The following is a 15124-nucleotide window of genomic DNA, read 5'->3' as shown; positions in this document are numbered from 1 at the left end:
GACATTCTTGGCCAAATCGAGGCCGATGGTGGTAACTTGCATGGGGTGGCTCCTCTCTCACAGTTCTGACAACTGCACTATGACGCATCGCGACGCCGATGGAGCAGGAGCCATCCACCCCATCTGCTTAGCAGTCGTTGGTGCCTCCTGCAGCGAATGGCTGCTCCGAGCCCGAAGCCGCCAAACGTTGGTCAGCGTTTCTGCTTCCCACAGAGTGAATTGAAAAGTGACAGCAAGCCCCAAAGCTACCTTAAAGATTGGACTTCGCGCTGCTTTGCGACGCTGTCAAAGCGGTCATCTACTGCTCATCCTGGCGACAGTGCGATCGCCCGGGCTGTTGCAGGCCGCGCTACATTGCGCGCAATCCAAGCCATCACGTTGGCGTGGGCCGTGAGAAGTTCGTCACCTATTATTTGGGCCATGCCCGCCCAGGGGACTGCTGCGATGTCAGCGATGGAATAGTCTCCAGCGATGAAGTCGCGGCCATCCAGTTGCCTGTCGAGAACCCCGAACAAACGGATGGCTTCGTTCATGTAGCGGGTCTCGCCATAGAGGACTTTGTCTCTCAGACCGCGGAAGTGGTTCACCTGACCCATCATTGGGCCAAGACCACCCATCTGCCAGTGCAACCACTGCGTCACCTCCCAGCGATCTTCGCGGCTTTGGCCGCCGAACATGCCGGTCTTGTCAGCCAGATACTGCAGGATTGCGCCCGACTCCATCAGACTGATGCCCGTCCCATGGTCCAGGATCGCGGGGATTTTTCCATTTGGCGAGACCTTGAGAAAGTCGGGCTCATGCTGCTCACCCGCGCCGATGTTTACCCACTTGATCTCATAGTCGAGGCCCATTTCCTCGAGCGCGATGGCCACTTTGAACCCATTGGGTGTGCCCCAAAGATAAGCGGTGATCATGCGCTTTCCTTTTCGAGCTTGTGTGTTTTGACAGCCTCGGCCGACGCGATCAGAGCGTCCTTGACCGGGACGAATTGAAAGCCAAAGGTCTTTTCGGCCTTGCTGCCAGACACGGCGAGGGTGCGGCCGACATTACCGAGAACAGCTTTCACATCCTTTGAAAACAGACCCATGATGCGAAGCAGCCAGACAGGCGCCTCCCGTCCTGGTGTCTTGAGCCCCGCGTCCCAGTCCTTCAGGAAATTTCCAAGCTGAAGGAAGTTGTGCGTGCCGCTGGCGGCAGCGAAGCGTTCGCCCTTTGTGGTCTCCAGTTCGATGGCCGAGACATGCATCCGCGCCACGTCGCGCACGTCCACGGCCACCATGTCCATCGGCGGAGCCATTGGGACCTTGCCTGTCATGAGCTGTTCGACCAGTTCAAGCGATGTCCCAAAACGTGAGTCCATCGGCGGCCCAAAGACCGCGCCAGGATTGATCGTGGTCAACGCGATATCGGGGGTTTCGGCCACGAACTCCCAGGCTGCCTTTTCCGCCAATGTCTTGGAGGCCTCATAAGCTCCGACGGAGGGGTCGTCTGGGCTGGTCCAGTAGGTCTCGTCCGAAGGCGTCATCTTCGGCTTGTCGGACTGCTTGTAGATTGCCGCGCAGGAGGAAGTCAGGATCACCCGCTTGATCCCGGCATCCCTGGCGGCACGCATTGCACGTAGAGTGCCGTCGACGGCGGGACGGATAAGTTCTTCCGGGTCTTTCGGTTCTCCCGCCGGAAACGGGGAGGCCGTGTGCATCAGAACATCGCAGCCCTGCAGGGCGTCCTGCCAACCTTCATCCTTGGTCAGATCTAGGGTGGCAAACTCCAGTTTTGCATCAGGAAACAGGCCCTGCAGCTCGTCCTTGCGCTTGTCGGAGCGGATCGACGCGCGGACGTCGTACCCTTTTTCCAGCAATTCGCGCAGGATGTGCTTTGCGATAAAACCGGACGCGCCGGTGACGAAGACTTTGGTCATTTGAACAGTCCTTGTGAGGTTTGGCGATACAGCGAACGGACCTGCTTCTTCGCGCTATTCGGCGAGAGCTTCGATGAGCAAATTAGAGAACAGCCGCGTGCTGTGCTGTTGCTGACCGGTGATGATCTGCCCGTCGCGGATCGCGAAAGGCGCCAGAGGCGCGGCGGACTCGAAAGTGGTATTCGGGTTCTTTTTCGCTTCGGTCTCGATGGTGTATTCGTTCACCTTAGTGCCCAGGGCCTCATTCATCATCTGTTCTTCACTGTCGGGATAGCCCGTCCAGGTCTTGCCGTCCGCCATCAGCGTCCCGTTGCTGAGCGTCGTCCAAAGCATCAGGCAGGTGCCGTGGCAGATCATTCCGACGATCTTGCCACTTTCGTAGAAGTCCGCGACGAGCTTGTGCAGGGCTGTGTCATCCTTGAAGGTGACCAGCGGACCGCCCCCACCTGCGACGCAAACCGCATCGTATTGGCCGATATCCACTTCAGCGATTGAAGGCGTGTTCTCCATAAGCGCGGCAAAGGTCGCGTGGTGCTTGAACCCAAGTGTGATCAGATCATTGGGATATTGCGTGGCCTCGTTTTCAGGATCTGAGAACCCGTCAAATTCCACTTTGCCCCCTTTGGGCGAGGCGATATCCACCGTGCAGCCCGCCTGGACCAAATCGAAGAAAGGGCCGGTCATCTCTTCGGCAAAAAAACCGACCGGAAACCCCATCAGCGTGGCGGGATTCGAGACGATGTAGAGTACTTTCTTGCCTGCGACGTCTGCGGTGGCGTGACGGCGGATGATTGAGCATGAGGTCATGGGGTCTCTGCGAGTTATGTTGCGTTGACCCCAATCTGGTACCTGTGAGCGCTTGCGTCACTCGCCCGATGCGCCAGAACGCTTGCTGTTTGCGCCAGCTTAGGCGCTGACCTGCTTCGCCTCGCGCCATGCCTCTGGTGTGGTATCCGTCCAGCGGCGAAACGCCCGGTAAAAGGAATTCGGATCCTCAAAGCCAAGCAGGAAACTAACCTCGGACGCACCAAGACTGGTGTTCCGCAAATAGTGCTGTGCCAGCCTCTCGCGCGCGGTGTTAAGCACGTCCAACCAGGATGTGCCCTCGTCGGACAATCGCCGTTGCAGGGACCGCCTGCTCACCGCCAGCTCGCGGGCCACGTCGTCGATCTGTGTCCTTCCGCTGGGCAGCAGCTCCATAAGCGCGTTCTCCACTCGGGCGCGCATGGTAAGGTCATCACGGGCGTCCTCCATGCGACGGCGCAAGGTCGGCTCGAAGACCTGCCACATCTGTTGGTCATGCGTTAGGAAAGGTCGCATGGCGTCGATGGGATCGAGGGAAAACGACGCGGTGTCGCCGGAATCCACCGGACATCCGAACCAGTTTTCGAAGGCCACTTTGGCTTGCAGTGGTCCGGGAAGACTAACGGCCCGCGGGACTATACGACGACGCGTCGCGCGGCGTAGAAGGTTCACCAGAAAGACAATCTCTGTTGCAGCCAACGTTGCCGGAATGTCAGGACGGTATTTGCAGCGGTACGTGAACCGGGTGGCATCGGGGTCTGTGTCGACATCGAGACTGAACGCGCCGACAAGGCGCTTGAACTCTCCGAGCCGCTGTCCCGCGACCGTCATGTTAGGGGCGCACATCGCAGCGAAGAGCGCCGGGTCGAAATACTCGCTTGCCTCGATCTGCCCGAGCTTCAGGGCAAGTGTAGGAGACTGCGCCTCGGCATCGAAGCTTTCGCAAAGTGCATAGAACTCGTCCAACGATATTCGCGTGCCGTCACCATCGAGCAGACCGCTTGGCAAACCCGCACGGCGCAGGACCACGGTGGTATTCAGGCCGAGATCGGTCAGCATCAGTCGCCAGACTTTGCCCACATGCACTTTCGGCAGGTCGGATAATCGCCGCATTCGCACCTCCAATGATTGGTAGATATAAAGAAGATCCGCGGCAGCCAAATGCCTTTCGCGCCAAAAAACTTGCCGACTGCGCCAAAGCGCCGCCAGTCGGCCAGGCAGCGTTCCTCTCTCAGACCTCGTTGCCCCGTCGCACGGCTCTGCACGGAAGCAATCTAGAAAGGTGATCGATAGTCTGCATTCTTGAGGGTGCGCGAATTTTTTGCGCTCTCGGCCGAACGTCCGTTTTCTACACCTACTGCAAAGTGCTGCCTCCGAGTGGCATTCCCCTTATGCGCCTGTAGCGAATGGCGGCAAGGTCCGCATTGCAGTAATTGGTGCCAGGCGCAGCGAATGTCCGCTCTGAGCCCAAAGTGACTGATGCTGCGTTCCGTTCGAATTAGTGCAAAGCGCGGTAAGCGGACGCGCCTATAGGAAGAGATGACGTTCTTCGACAACCCCGCTGTTGCGACGCAACTTCACTGAAGCGGCCGCTCGTACGCCGCGCAGCATTGCAGGTCGGCAGATCGACACCTGAGCGGACGAAGCGGGCTTCTGACGTCAAATATGATATCTGAAGGCCCGTAACGAACGGAGCCCATGCGCGTGAAATATGAACCCATAGTGTTTGCCGGTGAATTGGATCGATGGCCGTCAAAGTCAGCCCTTGCGGAGATGTTTAAGTCTGATGGATATCAAGTCCAGGAGGGCAGATTCGCGATACGCCTGAAAGACTTTGATTCCTTTGCGTTCAGGGAGTTGGAGGGCGATATGGGGCCCGGTGTTGTCACCGCCGAGAGCGACTCAGCTGAGGAATTGATTGTGTTCTTGCGCCGTGTGTCCCAAACACTGGCCGATGCCGATGTCAGGCATCGGTTCGAGGTCTACTCTGGCACTGACAAGCTTATCGCCTACATCCATCACGAATGGCCAAAGGCCTGGTAGCTTTGGGCTCGACTCGGTCATCTGAGTCATTCTGTCGGGCAACCTACCGATCTTTTGCCTCGGATGACTGGGGCGCGGGACCAACCAGACTTTCGCTGAAGGGCGGCACCAGGTGAGTGGTCGTGTAACCACTTTGCAAACGAGGCTGCCTGATCGCGATTACTATGCACTTTTGGAGCAAATCTGATCCACACTCGCGAGTCTCATTGGATAGCTAATTGACACATATAAAAACCGGGCTTGACTGCATAGTTAGCACTTGCTAACTAATTGAGCATGACAAACGAACCTTTCTACATCGACATTGGCGACCCGGCGGGCAAGCAGCGAATTCTTCGCGAGGGGCTTCGCTTGTTTGCCGAAAAAGGGCTGTCAGCCACATCGATCAGAGATATCGCAGCCGCTACCGGATTGACCAATCCGGCACTCTACAAACACTTCAAGACAAAAGACGATCTCGCCCTGGCTCTGTTCGAACGCTCGTACAGCGAACTCCTAAAGCGGCTTATGATTGCCGTTCGCTCAGAGAAGGGATTTCCGCAAAGGTTCAAAGCATTCATCGCAGCCTATGCCAGCTTTTTCGATGAGAATTCACATGCCACAATGTTCACGACCGACAATCTTGCCACGCTCTGGCCGCAGGCGTCGGAACGCCTCAAGCACCGTACTGTCATAACCGTTCTTCGCGAGCTCCTTGAAGAGGGCAGGACGGCTCAATTGGTGAACAGGGAGGAGGACATAAATCTGCAATTGAGCCTCGTCATTGGAACGCTTGGACAAGTTTCCCGGCAGCTGTATCTGGGCTCCTTCCCCGGCCCGGCGGTTCGGTATGTAGACGGGGTCACCCGGATTCTGAGAGCCGGGCTCACATAAAGCCCACCATTTTTTTGCCAAAGGAGTTAGCAAACGCTAACGTCAATCTGAAAGGAACCAACATGCAAGCCATCAACCACGTCGCAACCGCTCTGATCCTGAAGAAGAAGTTTCCGTCGGCACCACTTTTCGGTCTCATCCTGGCCACTGAGGCCGTTGAGTACCTGTGGGTCGGACTGAACGTCATTGGCATCGAGCGAACAATCATCGATGAGGACATGCGGTCAGTTGCGGATGTCCATTTGGTGCATATGCCGTTCTCGCATTCCCTCGTAACGAGCCTGATAGTCGCCATAGCAGCGGGATTGGCGGTGCTTTGGCGGGGGGGAAGGACAGCATCGGCTGTCGCCTTGGCCATCGCGCTTGGCGTATTCTCCCATGTTGTGCTCGATCTGTTCGTGCACGCCCCGGACATTGCGCTTTCGCCGTACTTCGATGGCACGAAATTCGGCACAGGGCTCTACGCCCACTTGCCGCTACCGGCTCTCGCACTTGAAACGCTTTGGGGTGTTTTGTGCTGGTGGCTCTACCGCGGAAGCTGGAAGCTGCTTGGCCTGATCGTCTTCATGGGCATCGGTGCAATTCCCCTTTATTCAGTCGCCGTCAATGTCGGCGAGGCCGCGCTTGGAGGTCAGAGCACAGTCTTCGCATTAGTCATCCTGGTCCAAATGCTCGCGACGTCAGGACTGGTCTGGTTGTTCGCTCGGACCCGGGAAGAACCTGTGACGAGCGGTCACCCAGCAGCCAGTTAATTAACCCCGCAAAGAACCGGACGCCCGGCGGCGCCCGGACACCACCTCAAAACCGACGGAGTGAAACCCATGTTTGTAATTGAAATGAAAATCGCCCGGCCCGTAAGCGCGGTGTTTCCTCGCCTTGCGAGAATTGAAGATTCCCCCCTTTGGTACTCGGCTGTGAAATCGGTGGATCGCCTTGATCCCGGACCGACCCGAGTCGGAACACGCTTCCTTTTCCGACGCCTGTTGGGTGGAAATGATGCGATCAATGAAGTTGAGGTCACCGCGATTGAACCGAACCGAGCGTTGGAGCTGAAGTCGGTGTCCGGACCCACCCCGTTTGCTTATCGTTACAATGTGGAACCCGCCAGCGACGGTACCCTCCTACGGCTCGATGGTGCTATTTCAGGGAGGGGCCTAGACGGACCGATGGCTCTCCTGCGTCCATTGGCTGAGAGGTTCTTCAGACGCGGCATGGTCGACAACTTGGCGTCGCTGAAGCGCCTGATCGAAAACGATAAGCCGGTTTCTCGGCACGCGTCTGTTGATCGAGCTTGAGTATTCTTGGCCGTCCTCATCTGATTTCCGAACGAACGCTTCGGGCTCGACTCGGTCATCTGAGCCTGTTGGTTTGGGATATCGGGGTTGAACGGCCGCCTTTCGGCCTGGCCCGAGTCCCACTAACGTCTGCAGCGACTGACCGGGAACCACCGCAGGTGATGCTCACCACGACCGCAAACGGCAGATACCAGCCACTCGCACGAAGAGGTCGAACGGCGGGAAGGTCCGCATAGAAGTCATTGGCGCTAACCACAGCGAATGACAGCTTCGAGCCCGAAGCTACTTGCCACTCACCATCCGGGAACGCAGTCTGATATCTGTTATCTCGAAGGTTGGAGCGCGTGAATCGCACGTTACTATGATAATCCTCGTGCTGCGCAGAATACGCCTCATTGATCTAGGTAACGGGCAGAAAGGAATTACCGCGATAACTTCTCAAAGCAATATCGTAAGTGAGAGTACGTAAAACTGATGACGCTTCATGGGAAGGAAATTGCTATGATGATCACTGGCTTGGCGCTGCTGTCATCGCCTGCATCAAGCAAAACGCGCCTCTGTGAATCCGAGAATGTAACAGTATCGTTCCAACTTGAAGAGCACGCCGAAATGGTCTGCAAGGGTGTTCGGAAAGCAAAGGTTCTTTTCGAAAACTGCGGCATGCCGTCATTGTCGACCCCACTTCGTATTGACGTTGTCGAAGACATGATAGGCGACTGTCTTGGCCAATATCATTGCGGCGGAAATTTAATCGAAATTATTTCCCCGGCAGTGATGCAAGGCCGCGGAGAACCCGATGGCGTTTTCGCCCACCTGAGCTCTGGCAAGTATTTCCAAAGTGTCTTGATTCACGAGTTGGCGCACGCGGCAACAGACGGCATGCCATGTCCATTTGATTTCTGCCATGTTGGACCGGAGTACGTCGCTTATTCAATGCAAGTGATGTCGTTGAGCCGGGAAGAGCAGATGTTGTTTGAGCAGTCGATCGATATGGATAACTTGATATCGGTTGAGCACCTTCACCCACTTGTGCTGTTTATGGCGCCAGATGTGTTCACGCAGAGAGTTTGGGCACATCTCAAGCAGCGCGAAGCACCCTGCGAATTCCTCGGGCAGCTGATAAATGGAGAAGTCATAATTGATTTTGAGACCGTCGAGCCGAAATGACTTGATGTAGCCAGTTTTTCATCCGCGGAAAGCGTCGTCAGGAATGTCGGTTTTGTCCGCATAGCAGACCTTGATGCGCCTCACAGCGAACGACCGCTATGCGGGACAAAGCTGCCATTGAAGTGTCTCGCAGCAACGGCCGCAAAACCGCCCAAAGCCGCCGTTCGGTGCGGCGCAAATTCGGCTTGTCGACTTTCGCAAAGCAGCCATAAGTGTCTCACGTAGCATTCTGGAATGCCCGATTGCCGCAACGTCGGACAAACAAGCCTTTCGAGATGGTGACAATACGAGTCTCCTTCTTCTCGCTTTCAACAAGAACGAAGAACTACTACAGCGAGAAGATTGAGCGTCTATGGAGAAAAAACTTCTCAGACGGATGTCTATACATCGCCTGAGAAATCGGTTGCAAACTGAAGAGTTTCGCCGCGAGTAAAGCGAATAAGTGCGAAGAAACTATTGCGCTAATTAGCCAGCATCTTAAACTATTCTATGAATTGCTATTACCGTGACGCAGAATAGTGAAAATACTCACAATACTAGCTTTTATTAAGACGTCGTGTGAGCAGTCCCAAAAGGCCTAATCCACCGATTAGCATCGGAAACCCTGCAGGAAGCGGGATAACATTTGGATCTGTGCCGCCACCGCCAATATCGCCGGTTCTAAGCGTAAACGGCGCCTGAATTGAGTTATCCCATAGTTCCCAAAAAGCCGTAGTCGAACTGGTGTTTTGAAGTTCGAACTGGTAATCGCCGGCATCAAGCCCGGTTGCGGTAACCCCCATCCAACTGACAACTGATGAAGGGTTGTTTTCGTAGGAAGTCGCAGTATCAGCATAGAAGTAGTTGTCTCCGGTAACCAATCCAGAGGGCAATGAGATAGAACTCATATCAAAAGAGAAGATACTGGGCCCGTAAGAAGTTCCACCAGTGCCAACAAGACTCAGCTGACTTTCAAAAGGAATATTCAGAACGTCCCCGCCGTTCCAGTGATACGACCCAAACCAAAACTCAACTTCGCCGGCGTTCGCGCCAGCAACATAACCGAATGAAACAGTGTGTGCGAATGCGCCACACGCTGCGATGATATAGATGCAAAATGCCGAAAAAACTGAAGTAAAAAATTTCATGGTACGCCCCCAAGCTAGCCCATCAATGAAACAGTCGTAGCATTAAAGGGGGAGCGAAGCAACTTTGGAAACAACTGAGGCTAGGCTAGGGACGTGATCTGTCATTCGCGAATTGGCTAATTAGGCAATATTGTCTATCGAAGCTTAGGACCACAGACCACGTACACAACCTTAAAGTTGCTCTGTATTTCTCTGCATCCAACAATAACTCGCTCACAGCAAATAGTTCGATAGATATTGGCATAGGACTGTTCCGTTCGGGGCTCAAAACCGACTTGCGGCGAAGAAGCGAGAAACGCCAGATCGAAGCGATTTGAATATTCGCTTCCATACGCCGCTCGTGATCTGCTCGCAGGCACAGAGAAAGCCCGGAATCCGCCAAAGACGGTCATTGGGGCGCAGTGCAGCATCTGCCACTTTGGGCTCGAAGCGGCCATTCGCTGCGCTGTGCACGAATGTCTGCTTTGCGATCATTAGTGTCCCTGGGACCCGTACCCCCCTTTTGAAAGGCATCCCAGTGAAAACGGAACAGGGCGGCGGGTCTGTGGTGAAACGACACTGAAGATTTTAGATGGGGGGTATGTAGAACCTCGATGGCCAAATCCCACTGACCGGTATGGGGAGCCTTTTTCTCGCATCCACAAATCAGAAATTTTGGGTGATAGCGCAGGAGGGTCGAGGCGAAGCCATGCCGCTAAGTATTGGCGCTCCGGCAATGATGACGTGGTATTTTATGTGGTATCAAATTTGGATACGGATAAATTAATATTTGAAAACAGATGTTAATAGGATAGATGCGGCGGACACCTCCTCCGCCAATATCCATATACCCCTTATTTATATGACGATTAGGCGATAATTTGGGAAGCTTCCCCCTAGGTTTACCCCCTAGAATTGAACCAAGGCACTTCCCGGTGATTTTTTTATACTGCGCCAGAGTAGAGAAGGGGGGTCGGTTTCCTTGGGCTTCTTGAGGGAAAGCTACTTCTTGGTGTCGCACCCTGCTCAGATCAACAGACAAAAAGACCCCGCCACAAGGGGATAGATGCAGCGGGGTGTTCAGTCGGGACGATGCGAACAGATTACCAAACCACTCGTTAACATCGCCATTATATATAAAATCTGATATGTTTCTTTGATGCCGGTCAATTGCGGCCCTATTCTTTCGAATAGTATGCATGCTGCTTTTCATATGTTAAGAGCTTGCGCTGCCAGTGCGCGCCGATGGGGAGAGGGCCTAATGAAAAAGCCTGAGGTATCGGCTATCTGAAATGCTTGCAACGATCCAAATGCACTGGCAGCTATCCAACCGTAACCTGACCTAACGTCAGCGCAAGTAAATTATCACTTTGACAATTTTCTATGAGCCTCCCCGTATAACCTACTGTCGCAGGCAGTTTTGAAGGAAGGTATTTATTTATTTTACAGATGTGGGTGGATACCGCAGCGACCGGATTCATCTGGTAGTTTTCTGGAGGGTCCTACCTCGATTCCTAGACATAAAAAAACCGGAGACTCCCTCTAAAGAATCCCCGGTCAGTTTGGATACTTGCGCTCGTCTATGCTGTCAGACGATAGACCGACTGTCTAGATATTCCCAATTCCCTAGCAGCATGAGTCTTGTTCCCTAGCCTAGCGACAGTCTCTCTAACCTTGTCTACATCAATCGTTGCAGGTCTTCCTTTGAATGGAGAGTCCTCACCCTTAGCCAATGCTCTATCTATCCCCTCTCTCTCTGGCGGGCTTTACGTAGGGACGTTTCGAACTCCGCTACTGCTCCTAGGATTTGATATGTCATTCGTCCTTCAGGTGTTGTTGTGTCTATAGATTGATCCAAGACCTTCAGAGCGACTCCCTTTGCTTCAAGTCCTGCTGTGATCTTCAACAGGTCTGACAAAGAGCGCGCCAGTCTGTCCAACTTAGTAATTACCAGCACATCTGATTCACGGACATAATCCAGCATCAAGGACAGTTGCTCACGCTTTGCAGTTGTACCTGTAAACTTCTCTGAGAAGACTTTGGTGCATCCTGCTTTGTCCAGTGCATCTAACTGTAGGTCGAAGGCGTGGTCCAAGATCAGGAAGGATGAAGAATGGAAAAAGGCTTGGTCGTGAAAACTCTGAGGCGATTATGGTTTCTGGTTGGGTAGTGCTTGGCTTCTATGGTTCATTGGCCAGAAGCTCCCAATCGATGCTCTCACAGACTTCCTGCAAAATAGAATTTTCACCTTCGTCTGCCGATTCTGGTTCAGCTTCATAAAAGTTTTGTCGTAGCTCTATCCACTGCTCATTTGTAATAGCGGGAACGAACTTCCTTGCAAGAAGCTCAATACGGTCAAAAGCTAACTCGTATAGCGCATTTTCTCCGTAATTTGCTCGGCATTCTGAGGCAAGTATCATCAGCAACAAAGCGGTCTCGAGTTCTTCCTCTTTTTCATTGGCTTGAACTTCTAGAGCGGTGAAGCACGCCATCAGAGAGAAAAACAACGTGAAATAGCCGCTAGTCCTCGACCTTAAAAATCTCACCGTCGTCATACACCACTCCATACACTTAGGTTGTCATCCCCCCCTCTACAGTCCTCGAAAATGAGAAAAGCAATCCAGTCTTAACAAAATTCATTTTCAACTCTCCTCTATGCATCTGAACTGAAGCATAGCCGCAGGGAACATGACACCCGGAAGCCTAAAATTTATTTCTTGTATGCAGGGTAAAGCGTGTTGACCGAAAACCCGGTCTAGTCCTGGCAAAAGTATTTTCTTTATGTATCAGATCACCATGGGAACGCCCCCGCCCAGATTCATCCCTGTATAATCCCGAGTGTCCCACATCCATCCTATCGACATAGACAAAGTAAACTCAGGAGTAAGCTACCCCTCTGTTTCATCAAGTGCTGTTTTCGGTATTTCTTCGATAATTACGGCTGTCCCAGAGGCAATCAGCAGGACCATATTCCATCCCTTATCGCCAATCTGAGTATAGTCGAGGTCCACAGCGATAACGGCATTTGCACCGACACTGTGAGCTTCACGTTTTAGTTCCTTGAGAACAGTTTCTCGCGCGTCTCTCATCGTTTTCTGAACCGCTTCGGACCGACCCCCAACGATATTTCGGATGCCTGCGAAAAGGTCTTTAAAGATGTTCATTCCGTAGGCGCATTCAGCAGTAACAACACCCAGACGCTTCTTGACGTGAATGCCGTCCAGCATGGTCTCGGTTGTTACGATGATTGCATCAACAGCACGACTTCTTCGGGTATCTTCGTTTCCCCATTCAAGCTTCTCATTACGCGGCTCAGGAATTCCAGTAGTCGTACGGCAGTCGCCACATACCAGCATATTCCCAACTTTCGCGGTCTCGTCGTCGGAGTCCATTTTCTTACCGCAGTACGCGCAAACCGCCATGCTTTCCCCCCGCTATCCAATATTCACCATCAATCAAACTCAACATTCCGCCTAACGGCAGCACTTACTCTTCGTCTTTCTTGCTTGCCGCCCATTCTTCGAGTTTGTTTGGTCCTGAACGATGCCGTTGACCTCGAGTGAGTGCTTGTGCGTTATCGACACGCAGCCCCGGTGCAACATAGTCATCTGAGGCGTTGGTATTTCGTGACGCTAATGCAGGGACCGCAACAATAGCGATAAGTGCGAAGACGCCAAACAACGCCCCAAGTACGCCCCAGTTCAGAGAACTCCTGCCTTTCTCGCCAGCAATGTAAGCACAGAGCAATCCAAATCCGACGACCCAAACCAGAAATATCAAAAGTTCCATGCTTCCTCCTAATGACAGCCTTACCGAGAAATCAATCAAAGTTGCCCCAGATCTCGGTCTCGAAGATACGCTTGTTATCGGCCAAAAACACAAATGGCAGAAAGCCGGTACCGTAACTCGGAGCAACTGTGGACCTCAGTAAGTGGAAGGGCAAACGGCTAGACCCTACTAAGTTCACCAATTTCAAGAACCGTTAATAGTCAATAAGAAACCATCAAACTAACTGTAGCCCTTCTGTTAAATCAGTGGGGTCTTTTTTTCATTGTAAATGCCTGCGACAGTAGGTTCTGTAGGATTCTGGAGGGTAATATGACCAAGAAATCAGAAGAACGCGACTGGGCTGAGATTATCAGTGAGGTTCGCAGCAAGGCCAAGTCGGAAGCGGAAGAGGCTGCTGAAGAGATTAAGACTAAAATGAAAGAGTTGGTGGAAAAGGTACGTGCTGCTAACTTTCATGATGAAGCAGAAGAGTTTTTAGCTAAGGTGCGCAAGCTTGCTGAAGACTTCTCTAAATCAGAGGATGGACCTTCAGAGTCTAAGACTGGCACCAGAAAAGAGCTTCATAAATACGTGGATGATGAAGGTGTTGCTCACAAAAGACCACCTAGAGCAAAGGGTAAGACTTGGACTGATAGCCAAAAGAAGAAGTATATACAGAACTTCAAGAAGAAGTATCCAAACGGTCATCCAAAAGATTGATAGTCAGATGAATTTGCCTTTAGGCGCTATACTCGCATCCGTGGCGGCAATTGTGATGGTTCTAGTTCTGGAGGACTGGGTCTATCTCAAGAGCAAGTCGAAGTTACACCGCGCCATCATTACGGGTATTGGTGTCTTTTTCATTGTTCTGCTTCTGAACATCCCAGTTGCGTATTGGTGAATGACCATGTCAGACGACTACATCCACACTGAAGATCCCGGCTTTGAAGACTTCGTTAAACGAGAGCTGGATGGTTTGGCGTTTCGTGCTGATGAGCATGGTATCTGCTTAGACTGCCTAACAGACAGAGTAATCGTGGAAATGGTGGCCAGTCTCACCCGTGCGGGCATCTCAGCTAGAGATATTCTCAGTATGGTTCTTGATGGAATAGACTTGGCCCAATTTCCATTAGACGAAGACGAAGAAAACGGACCTGCAAGACGGATGCACTGATCCTATCGACTGTCTGATATGACACGTAAGGGTCGTGACGGTGCAACGCAGATGCTTCTTATTGGATTAGTTCCGAAGACATTGCCGCCTGATTTAACTCAAAGCAGCTACAGCTAACTTCATTGAGAAAGTTAGGAGACAATTCCTTGTCTTTTGAATTGCAGGTTTGAAGTGAAGAAAACTATGGTCATCGCTCTCGTTGTGCTCGGAATATCCCCGATAGTAGTCTGCGTTCTTGCGTTCGCCGTGTTTTTCGCTCTGGTTGATGGACAGTTGTCATCGGATGTCTCCATTCCGCTAGTCTGCCTTGGGTCAGCATTTCTTTGCTTCTTGGCAGCTTTCGTCGTGTGGAAGGGGGGGGGGATTGAAGCCAGCCGGAACGTGCCTCACAGTAATATTTTTAGGAGAACGTGATATGAAGGGCTTGGTTGCATTATTCCTAGCCAGCTTTTTGACGGCAGCACCTGCAATCGCTGAGGAAGTAACCCTGATTTGTAGGAGTACTTCATCTGAAGGAGAGGTCAGCGAAGAAAGTGAACTCACCATCAACTTTGAAGACCGGACGGTGTCTGCGGACCACACGTCAGTTCCGTTGAAGATAGTAATTGAAAATGAGGATTGGGTTGTCGCCAAAACCGATGTTACTGCGGATATGACTAAAGGTAAGGCTGTTGCCTCGATTATTATTGCCATTAGTAGAACCAACGGCGACATGATGATGTCTGTACAAGCCTTTGACATGGATAGTGTCGAACGTGCAAAAGAATTGGTGGAATTAGTGGGGGAAGATTTCCCGCCAATAGATACCAATGAGGCTCGGGGTGTATGCACTAGGAGGTTCTGAGCTACGCGGGCATATCTACTGTCGTAGACGGTTACTTATCGGTAACTCACTTTATCCAGAGCGGCCTTCACAGCACTGAATTCAACACCATTGGAATAGACACCATAGGTCATGGTCTGGATTTCATGGCCT

The 15124-nt window shown here is 52.4% G+C and carries 19 protein-coding genes; 9 read left to right on the top strand and 10 right to left on the bottom strand.

The window, feature by feature from the left end:
• Positions 1-305: 305 nt before the first annotated feature.
• The 4 genes from BOA8489_RS02940 to BOA8489_RS02925 form a co-directional block, all read right to left on the bottom strand.
• Positions 306-914, bottom strand: coding sequence for a glutathione S-transferase family protein (locus tag BOA8489_RS02940; protein ID WP_093972446.1), 609 nt, complete (start codon positions 912-914; stop codon positions 306-308).
• Positions 911-1918 carry an SDR family oxidoreductase gene (locus BOA8489_RS02935; protein WP_093972445.1) on the bottom strand — a complete coding sequence of 336 codons (1008 nt, stop codon included), beginning with the start codon at positions 1916-1918 and terminating at the stop codon, positions 911-913. The genes BOA8489_RS02940 and BOA8489_RS02935 overlap by 4 nt, the downstream gene beginning before the upstream one ends.
• Positions 1919-1972: 54 nt before the next feature.
• On the bottom strand, positions 1973-2725 hold the full coding sequence (locus BOA8489_RS02930; RefSeq protein ID WP_093972444.1) for a type 1 glutamine amidotransferase domain-containing protein: 753 nt from the start codon (positions 2723-2725) through the stop codon (positions 1973-1975).
• A 99-nt stretch (positions 2726-2824) separates the two neighbouring features.
• Positions 2825-3835: an AraC family transcriptional regulator gene (locus tag BOA8489_RS02925; protein ID WP_141138225.1), complete on the bottom strand. Its 1011-nt coding sequence runs from the start codon at positions 3833-3835 to the stop codon at positions 2825-2827.
• Positions 3836-4591: 756 nt separating this feature from the next.
• Between BOA8489_RS02925 and BOA8489_RS20350 the strand changes: the two genes are divergently transcribed.
• The 5 genes from BOA8489_RS20350 (at position 4592) to BOA8489_RS02900 (ending at position 8100) form a co-directional block, all read left to right on the top strand.
• The gene (locus BOA8489_RS20350; protein WP_176440188.1) at positions 4592-4765 is read left to right on the top strand and encodes a hypothetical protein; all 174 of its coding nucleotides are present in this window, start codon (positions 4592-4594) and stop codon (positions 4763-4765) included.
• 276 nt (positions 4766-5041) lie between these two features.
• Positions 5042-5638, top strand: a complete 597-nt coding sequence (locus tag BOA8489_RS02915) for a TetR/AcrR family transcriptional regulator (protein ID WP_093972441.1) — start codon at positions 5042-5044, stop codon at positions 5636-5638.
• A gap of 62 nt (positions 5639-5700) precedes the next feature.
• A complete protein-coding gene (locus BOA8489_RS02910) occupies positions 5701-6390 on the top strand; it encodes a hypothetical protein (protein WP_093972440.1) in 690 nt (229 codons plus the stop codon).
• Between the two features lie 69 nt (positions 6391-6459).
• On the top strand, positions 6460-6933 hold the full coding sequence (locus BOA8489_RS02905) for an SRPBCC family protein (RefSeq protein WP_093972439.1): 474 nt from the start codon (positions 6460-6462) through the stop codon (positions 6931-6933).
• Positions 6934-7434: 501 nt separating this feature from the next.
• Entirely contained in the window at positions 7435-8100 is a 666-nt protein-coding gene (locus tag BOA8489_RS02900; protein WP_141138224.1) for a DUF6639 family protein, read from the top strand.
• Positions 8101-8636: 536 nt separating this feature from the next.
• Here the strand turns inward: BOA8489_RS02900 and BOA8489_RS02895 are convergent.
• From BOA8489_RS02895 to BOA8489_RS02870, 6 genes are all read right to left on the bottom strand, one after another.
• Positions 8637-9227: a hypothetical protein gene (locus BOA8489_RS02895; protein ID WP_093972437.1), complete on the bottom strand. Its 591-nt coding sequence runs from the start codon at positions 9225-9227 to the stop codon at positions 8637-8639.
• A 1559-nt stretch (positions 9228-10786) separates the two neighbouring features.
• Positions 10787-10939, bottom strand: coding sequence for a helix-turn-helix domain-containing protein (locus BOA8489_RS21035; RefSeq protein WP_217897925.1), 153 nt, complete (start codon positions 10937-10939; stop codon positions 10787-10789).
• 8 nt (positions 10940-10947) lie between these two features.
• Positions 10948-11301: a recombinase family protein gene (locus BOA8489_RS21030; protein ID WP_217897924.1), complete on the bottom strand. Its 354-nt coding sequence runs from the start codon at positions 11299-11301 to the stop codon at positions 10948-10950.
• Positions 11302-11386: 85 nt separating this feature from the next.
• The gene (locus BOA8489_RS02880) at positions 11387-11761 is read right to left on the bottom strand and encodes a hypothetical protein (protein WP_141138223.1); all 375 of its coding nucleotides are present in this window, start codon (positions 11759-11761) and stop codon (positions 11387-11389) included.
• 333 nt (positions 11762-12094) lie between these two features.
• Positions 12095-12598: a YbjQ family protein gene (locus tag BOA8489_RS02875; protein WP_245813634.1), complete on the bottom strand. Its 504-nt coding sequence runs from the start codon at positions 12596-12598 to the stop codon at positions 12095-12097.
• Between the two features lie 94 nt (positions 12599-12692).
• Positions 12693-12995, bottom strand: a complete 303-nt coding sequence (locus BOA8489_RS02870; protein WP_093972433.1) for a hypothetical protein — start codon at positions 12993-12995, stop codon at positions 12693-12695.
• 309 nt (positions 12996-13304) lie between these two features.
• Between BOA8489_RS02870 and BOA8489_RS02865 the strand changes: the two genes are divergently transcribed.
• The 4 genes from BOA8489_RS02865 (at position 13305) to BOA8489_RS02850 (ending at position 14992) form a co-directional block, all read left to right on the top strand.
• On the top strand, positions 13305-13694 hold the full coding sequence (locus BOA8489_RS02865; protein WP_093972432.1) for a hypothetical protein: 390 nt from the start codon (positions 13305-13307) through the stop codon (positions 13692-13694).
• Between the two features lie 7 nt (positions 13695-13701).
• Complete coding sequence (locus BOA8489_RS20345; protein ID WP_176440186.1) at positions 13702-13875, top strand: hypothetical protein; 174 nt, start codon at positions 13702-13704, stop codon at positions 13873-13875.
• A 6-nt stretch (positions 13876-13881) separates the two neighbouring features.
• Positions 13882-14148 (top strand): hypothetical protein, encoded by a 267-nt coding sequence (locus tag BOA8489_RS02860; RefSeq protein WP_141138222.1) that lies wholly within the window; start codon positions 13882-13884, stop codon positions 14146-14148.
• Between the two features lie 415 nt (positions 14149-14563).
• Positions 14564-14992, top strand: a complete 429-nt coding sequence (locus BOA8489_RS02850; RefSeq protein WP_093972429.1) for a hypothetical protein — start codon at positions 14564-14566, stop codon at positions 14990-14992.
• The last annotated feature ends 132 nt before the right edge of the window (positions 14993-15124 follow it).

It is taken from the genome of Boseongicola aestuarii, assembly GCF_900184815.1.
Classification (GTDB): domain Bacteria; phylum Pseudomonadota; class Alphaproteobacteria; order Rhodobacterales; family Rhodobacteraceae; genus Boseongicola; species Boseongicola aestuarii.
This window is presented reverse-complemented; position numbering and strand designations above follow the sequence as displayed.

What these genes read in the sequence shown, in the direction of transcription:
- BOA8489_RS02925 (WP_141138225.1), bottom strand. Translation starts at nt 3,835, where the DNA reads ATGCGGCGATTATCCGACCTGCCGAAAGTGCATGTGGGCAAAGTCTGG.
- BOA8489_RS02930 (WP_093972444.1), bottom strand. Translation starts at nt 2,725, where the DNA reads ATGACCTCATGCTCAATCATCCGCCGTCACGCCACCGCAGACGTCGCA.
- BOA8489_RS20350 (WP_176440188.1), top strand. Translation starts at nt 4,592, where the DNA reads ATGGGGCCCGGTGTTGTCACCGCCGAGAGCGACTCAGCTGAGGAATTG.
- BOA8489_RS02935 (WP_093972445.1), bottom strand. Translation starts at nt 1,918, where the DNA reads ATGACCAAAGTCTTCGTCACCGGCGCGTCCGGTTTTATCGCAAAGCAC.
- BOA8489_RS02940 (WP_093972446.1), bottom strand. Translation starts at nt 914, where the DNA reads ATGATCACCGCTTATCTTTGGGGCACACCCAATGGGTTCAAAGTGGCC.
- BOA8489_RS02910 (WP_093972440.1), top strand. Translation starts at nt 5,701, where the DNA reads ATGCAAGCCATCAACCACGTCGCAACCGCTCTGATCCTGAAGAAGAAG.
- BOA8489_RS02865 (WP_093972432.1), top strand. Translation starts at nt 13,305, where the DNA reads ATGACCAAGAAATCAGAAGAACGCGACTGGGCTGAGATTATCAGTGAG.
- BOA8489_RS02905 (WP_093972439.1), top strand. Translation starts at nt 6,460, where the DNA reads ATGTTTGTAATTGAAATGAAAATCGCCCGGCCCGTAAGCGCGGTGTTT.
- BOA8489_RS02860 (WP_141138222.1), top strand. Translation starts at nt 13,882, where the DNA reads ATGTCAGACGACTACATCCACACTGAAGATCCCGGCTTTGAAGACTTC.
- BOA8489_RS20345 (WP_176440186.1), top strand. Translation starts at nt 13,702, where the DNA reads ATGAATTTGCCTTTAGGCGCTATACTCGCATCCGTGGCGGCAATTGTG.
- BOA8489_RS02850 (WP_093972429.1), top strand. Translation starts at nt 14,564, where the DNA reads ATGAAGGGCTTGGTTGCATTATTCCTAGCCAGCTTTTTGACGGCAGCA.
- BOA8489_RS02875 (WP_245813634.1), bottom strand. Translation starts at nt 12,598, where the DNA reads ATGGACTCCGACGACGAGACCGCGAAAGTTGGGAATATGCTGGTATGT.
- BOA8489_RS02900 (WP_141138224.1), top strand. Translation starts at nt 7,435, where the DNA reads ATGATGATCACTGGCTTGGCGCTGCTGTCATCGCCTGCATCAAGCAAA.
- BOA8489_RS02895 (WP_093972437.1), bottom strand. Translation starts at nt 9,227, where the DNA reads ATGAAATTTTTTACTTCAGTTTTTTCGGCATTTTGCATCTATATCATC.
- BOA8489_RS02880 (WP_141138223.1), bottom strand. Translation starts at nt 11,761, where the DNA reads ATGACGACGGTGAGATTTTTAAGGTCGAGGACTAGCGGCTATTTCACG.
- BOA8489_RS02915 (WP_093972441.1), top strand. Translation starts at nt 5,042, where the DNA reads ATGACAAACGAACCTTTCTACATCGACATTGGCGACCCGGCGGGCAAG.
- BOA8489_RS02870 (WP_093972433.1), bottom strand. Translation starts at nt 12,995, where the DNA reads ATGGAACTTTTGATATTTCTGGTTTGGGTCGTCGGATTTGGATTGCTC.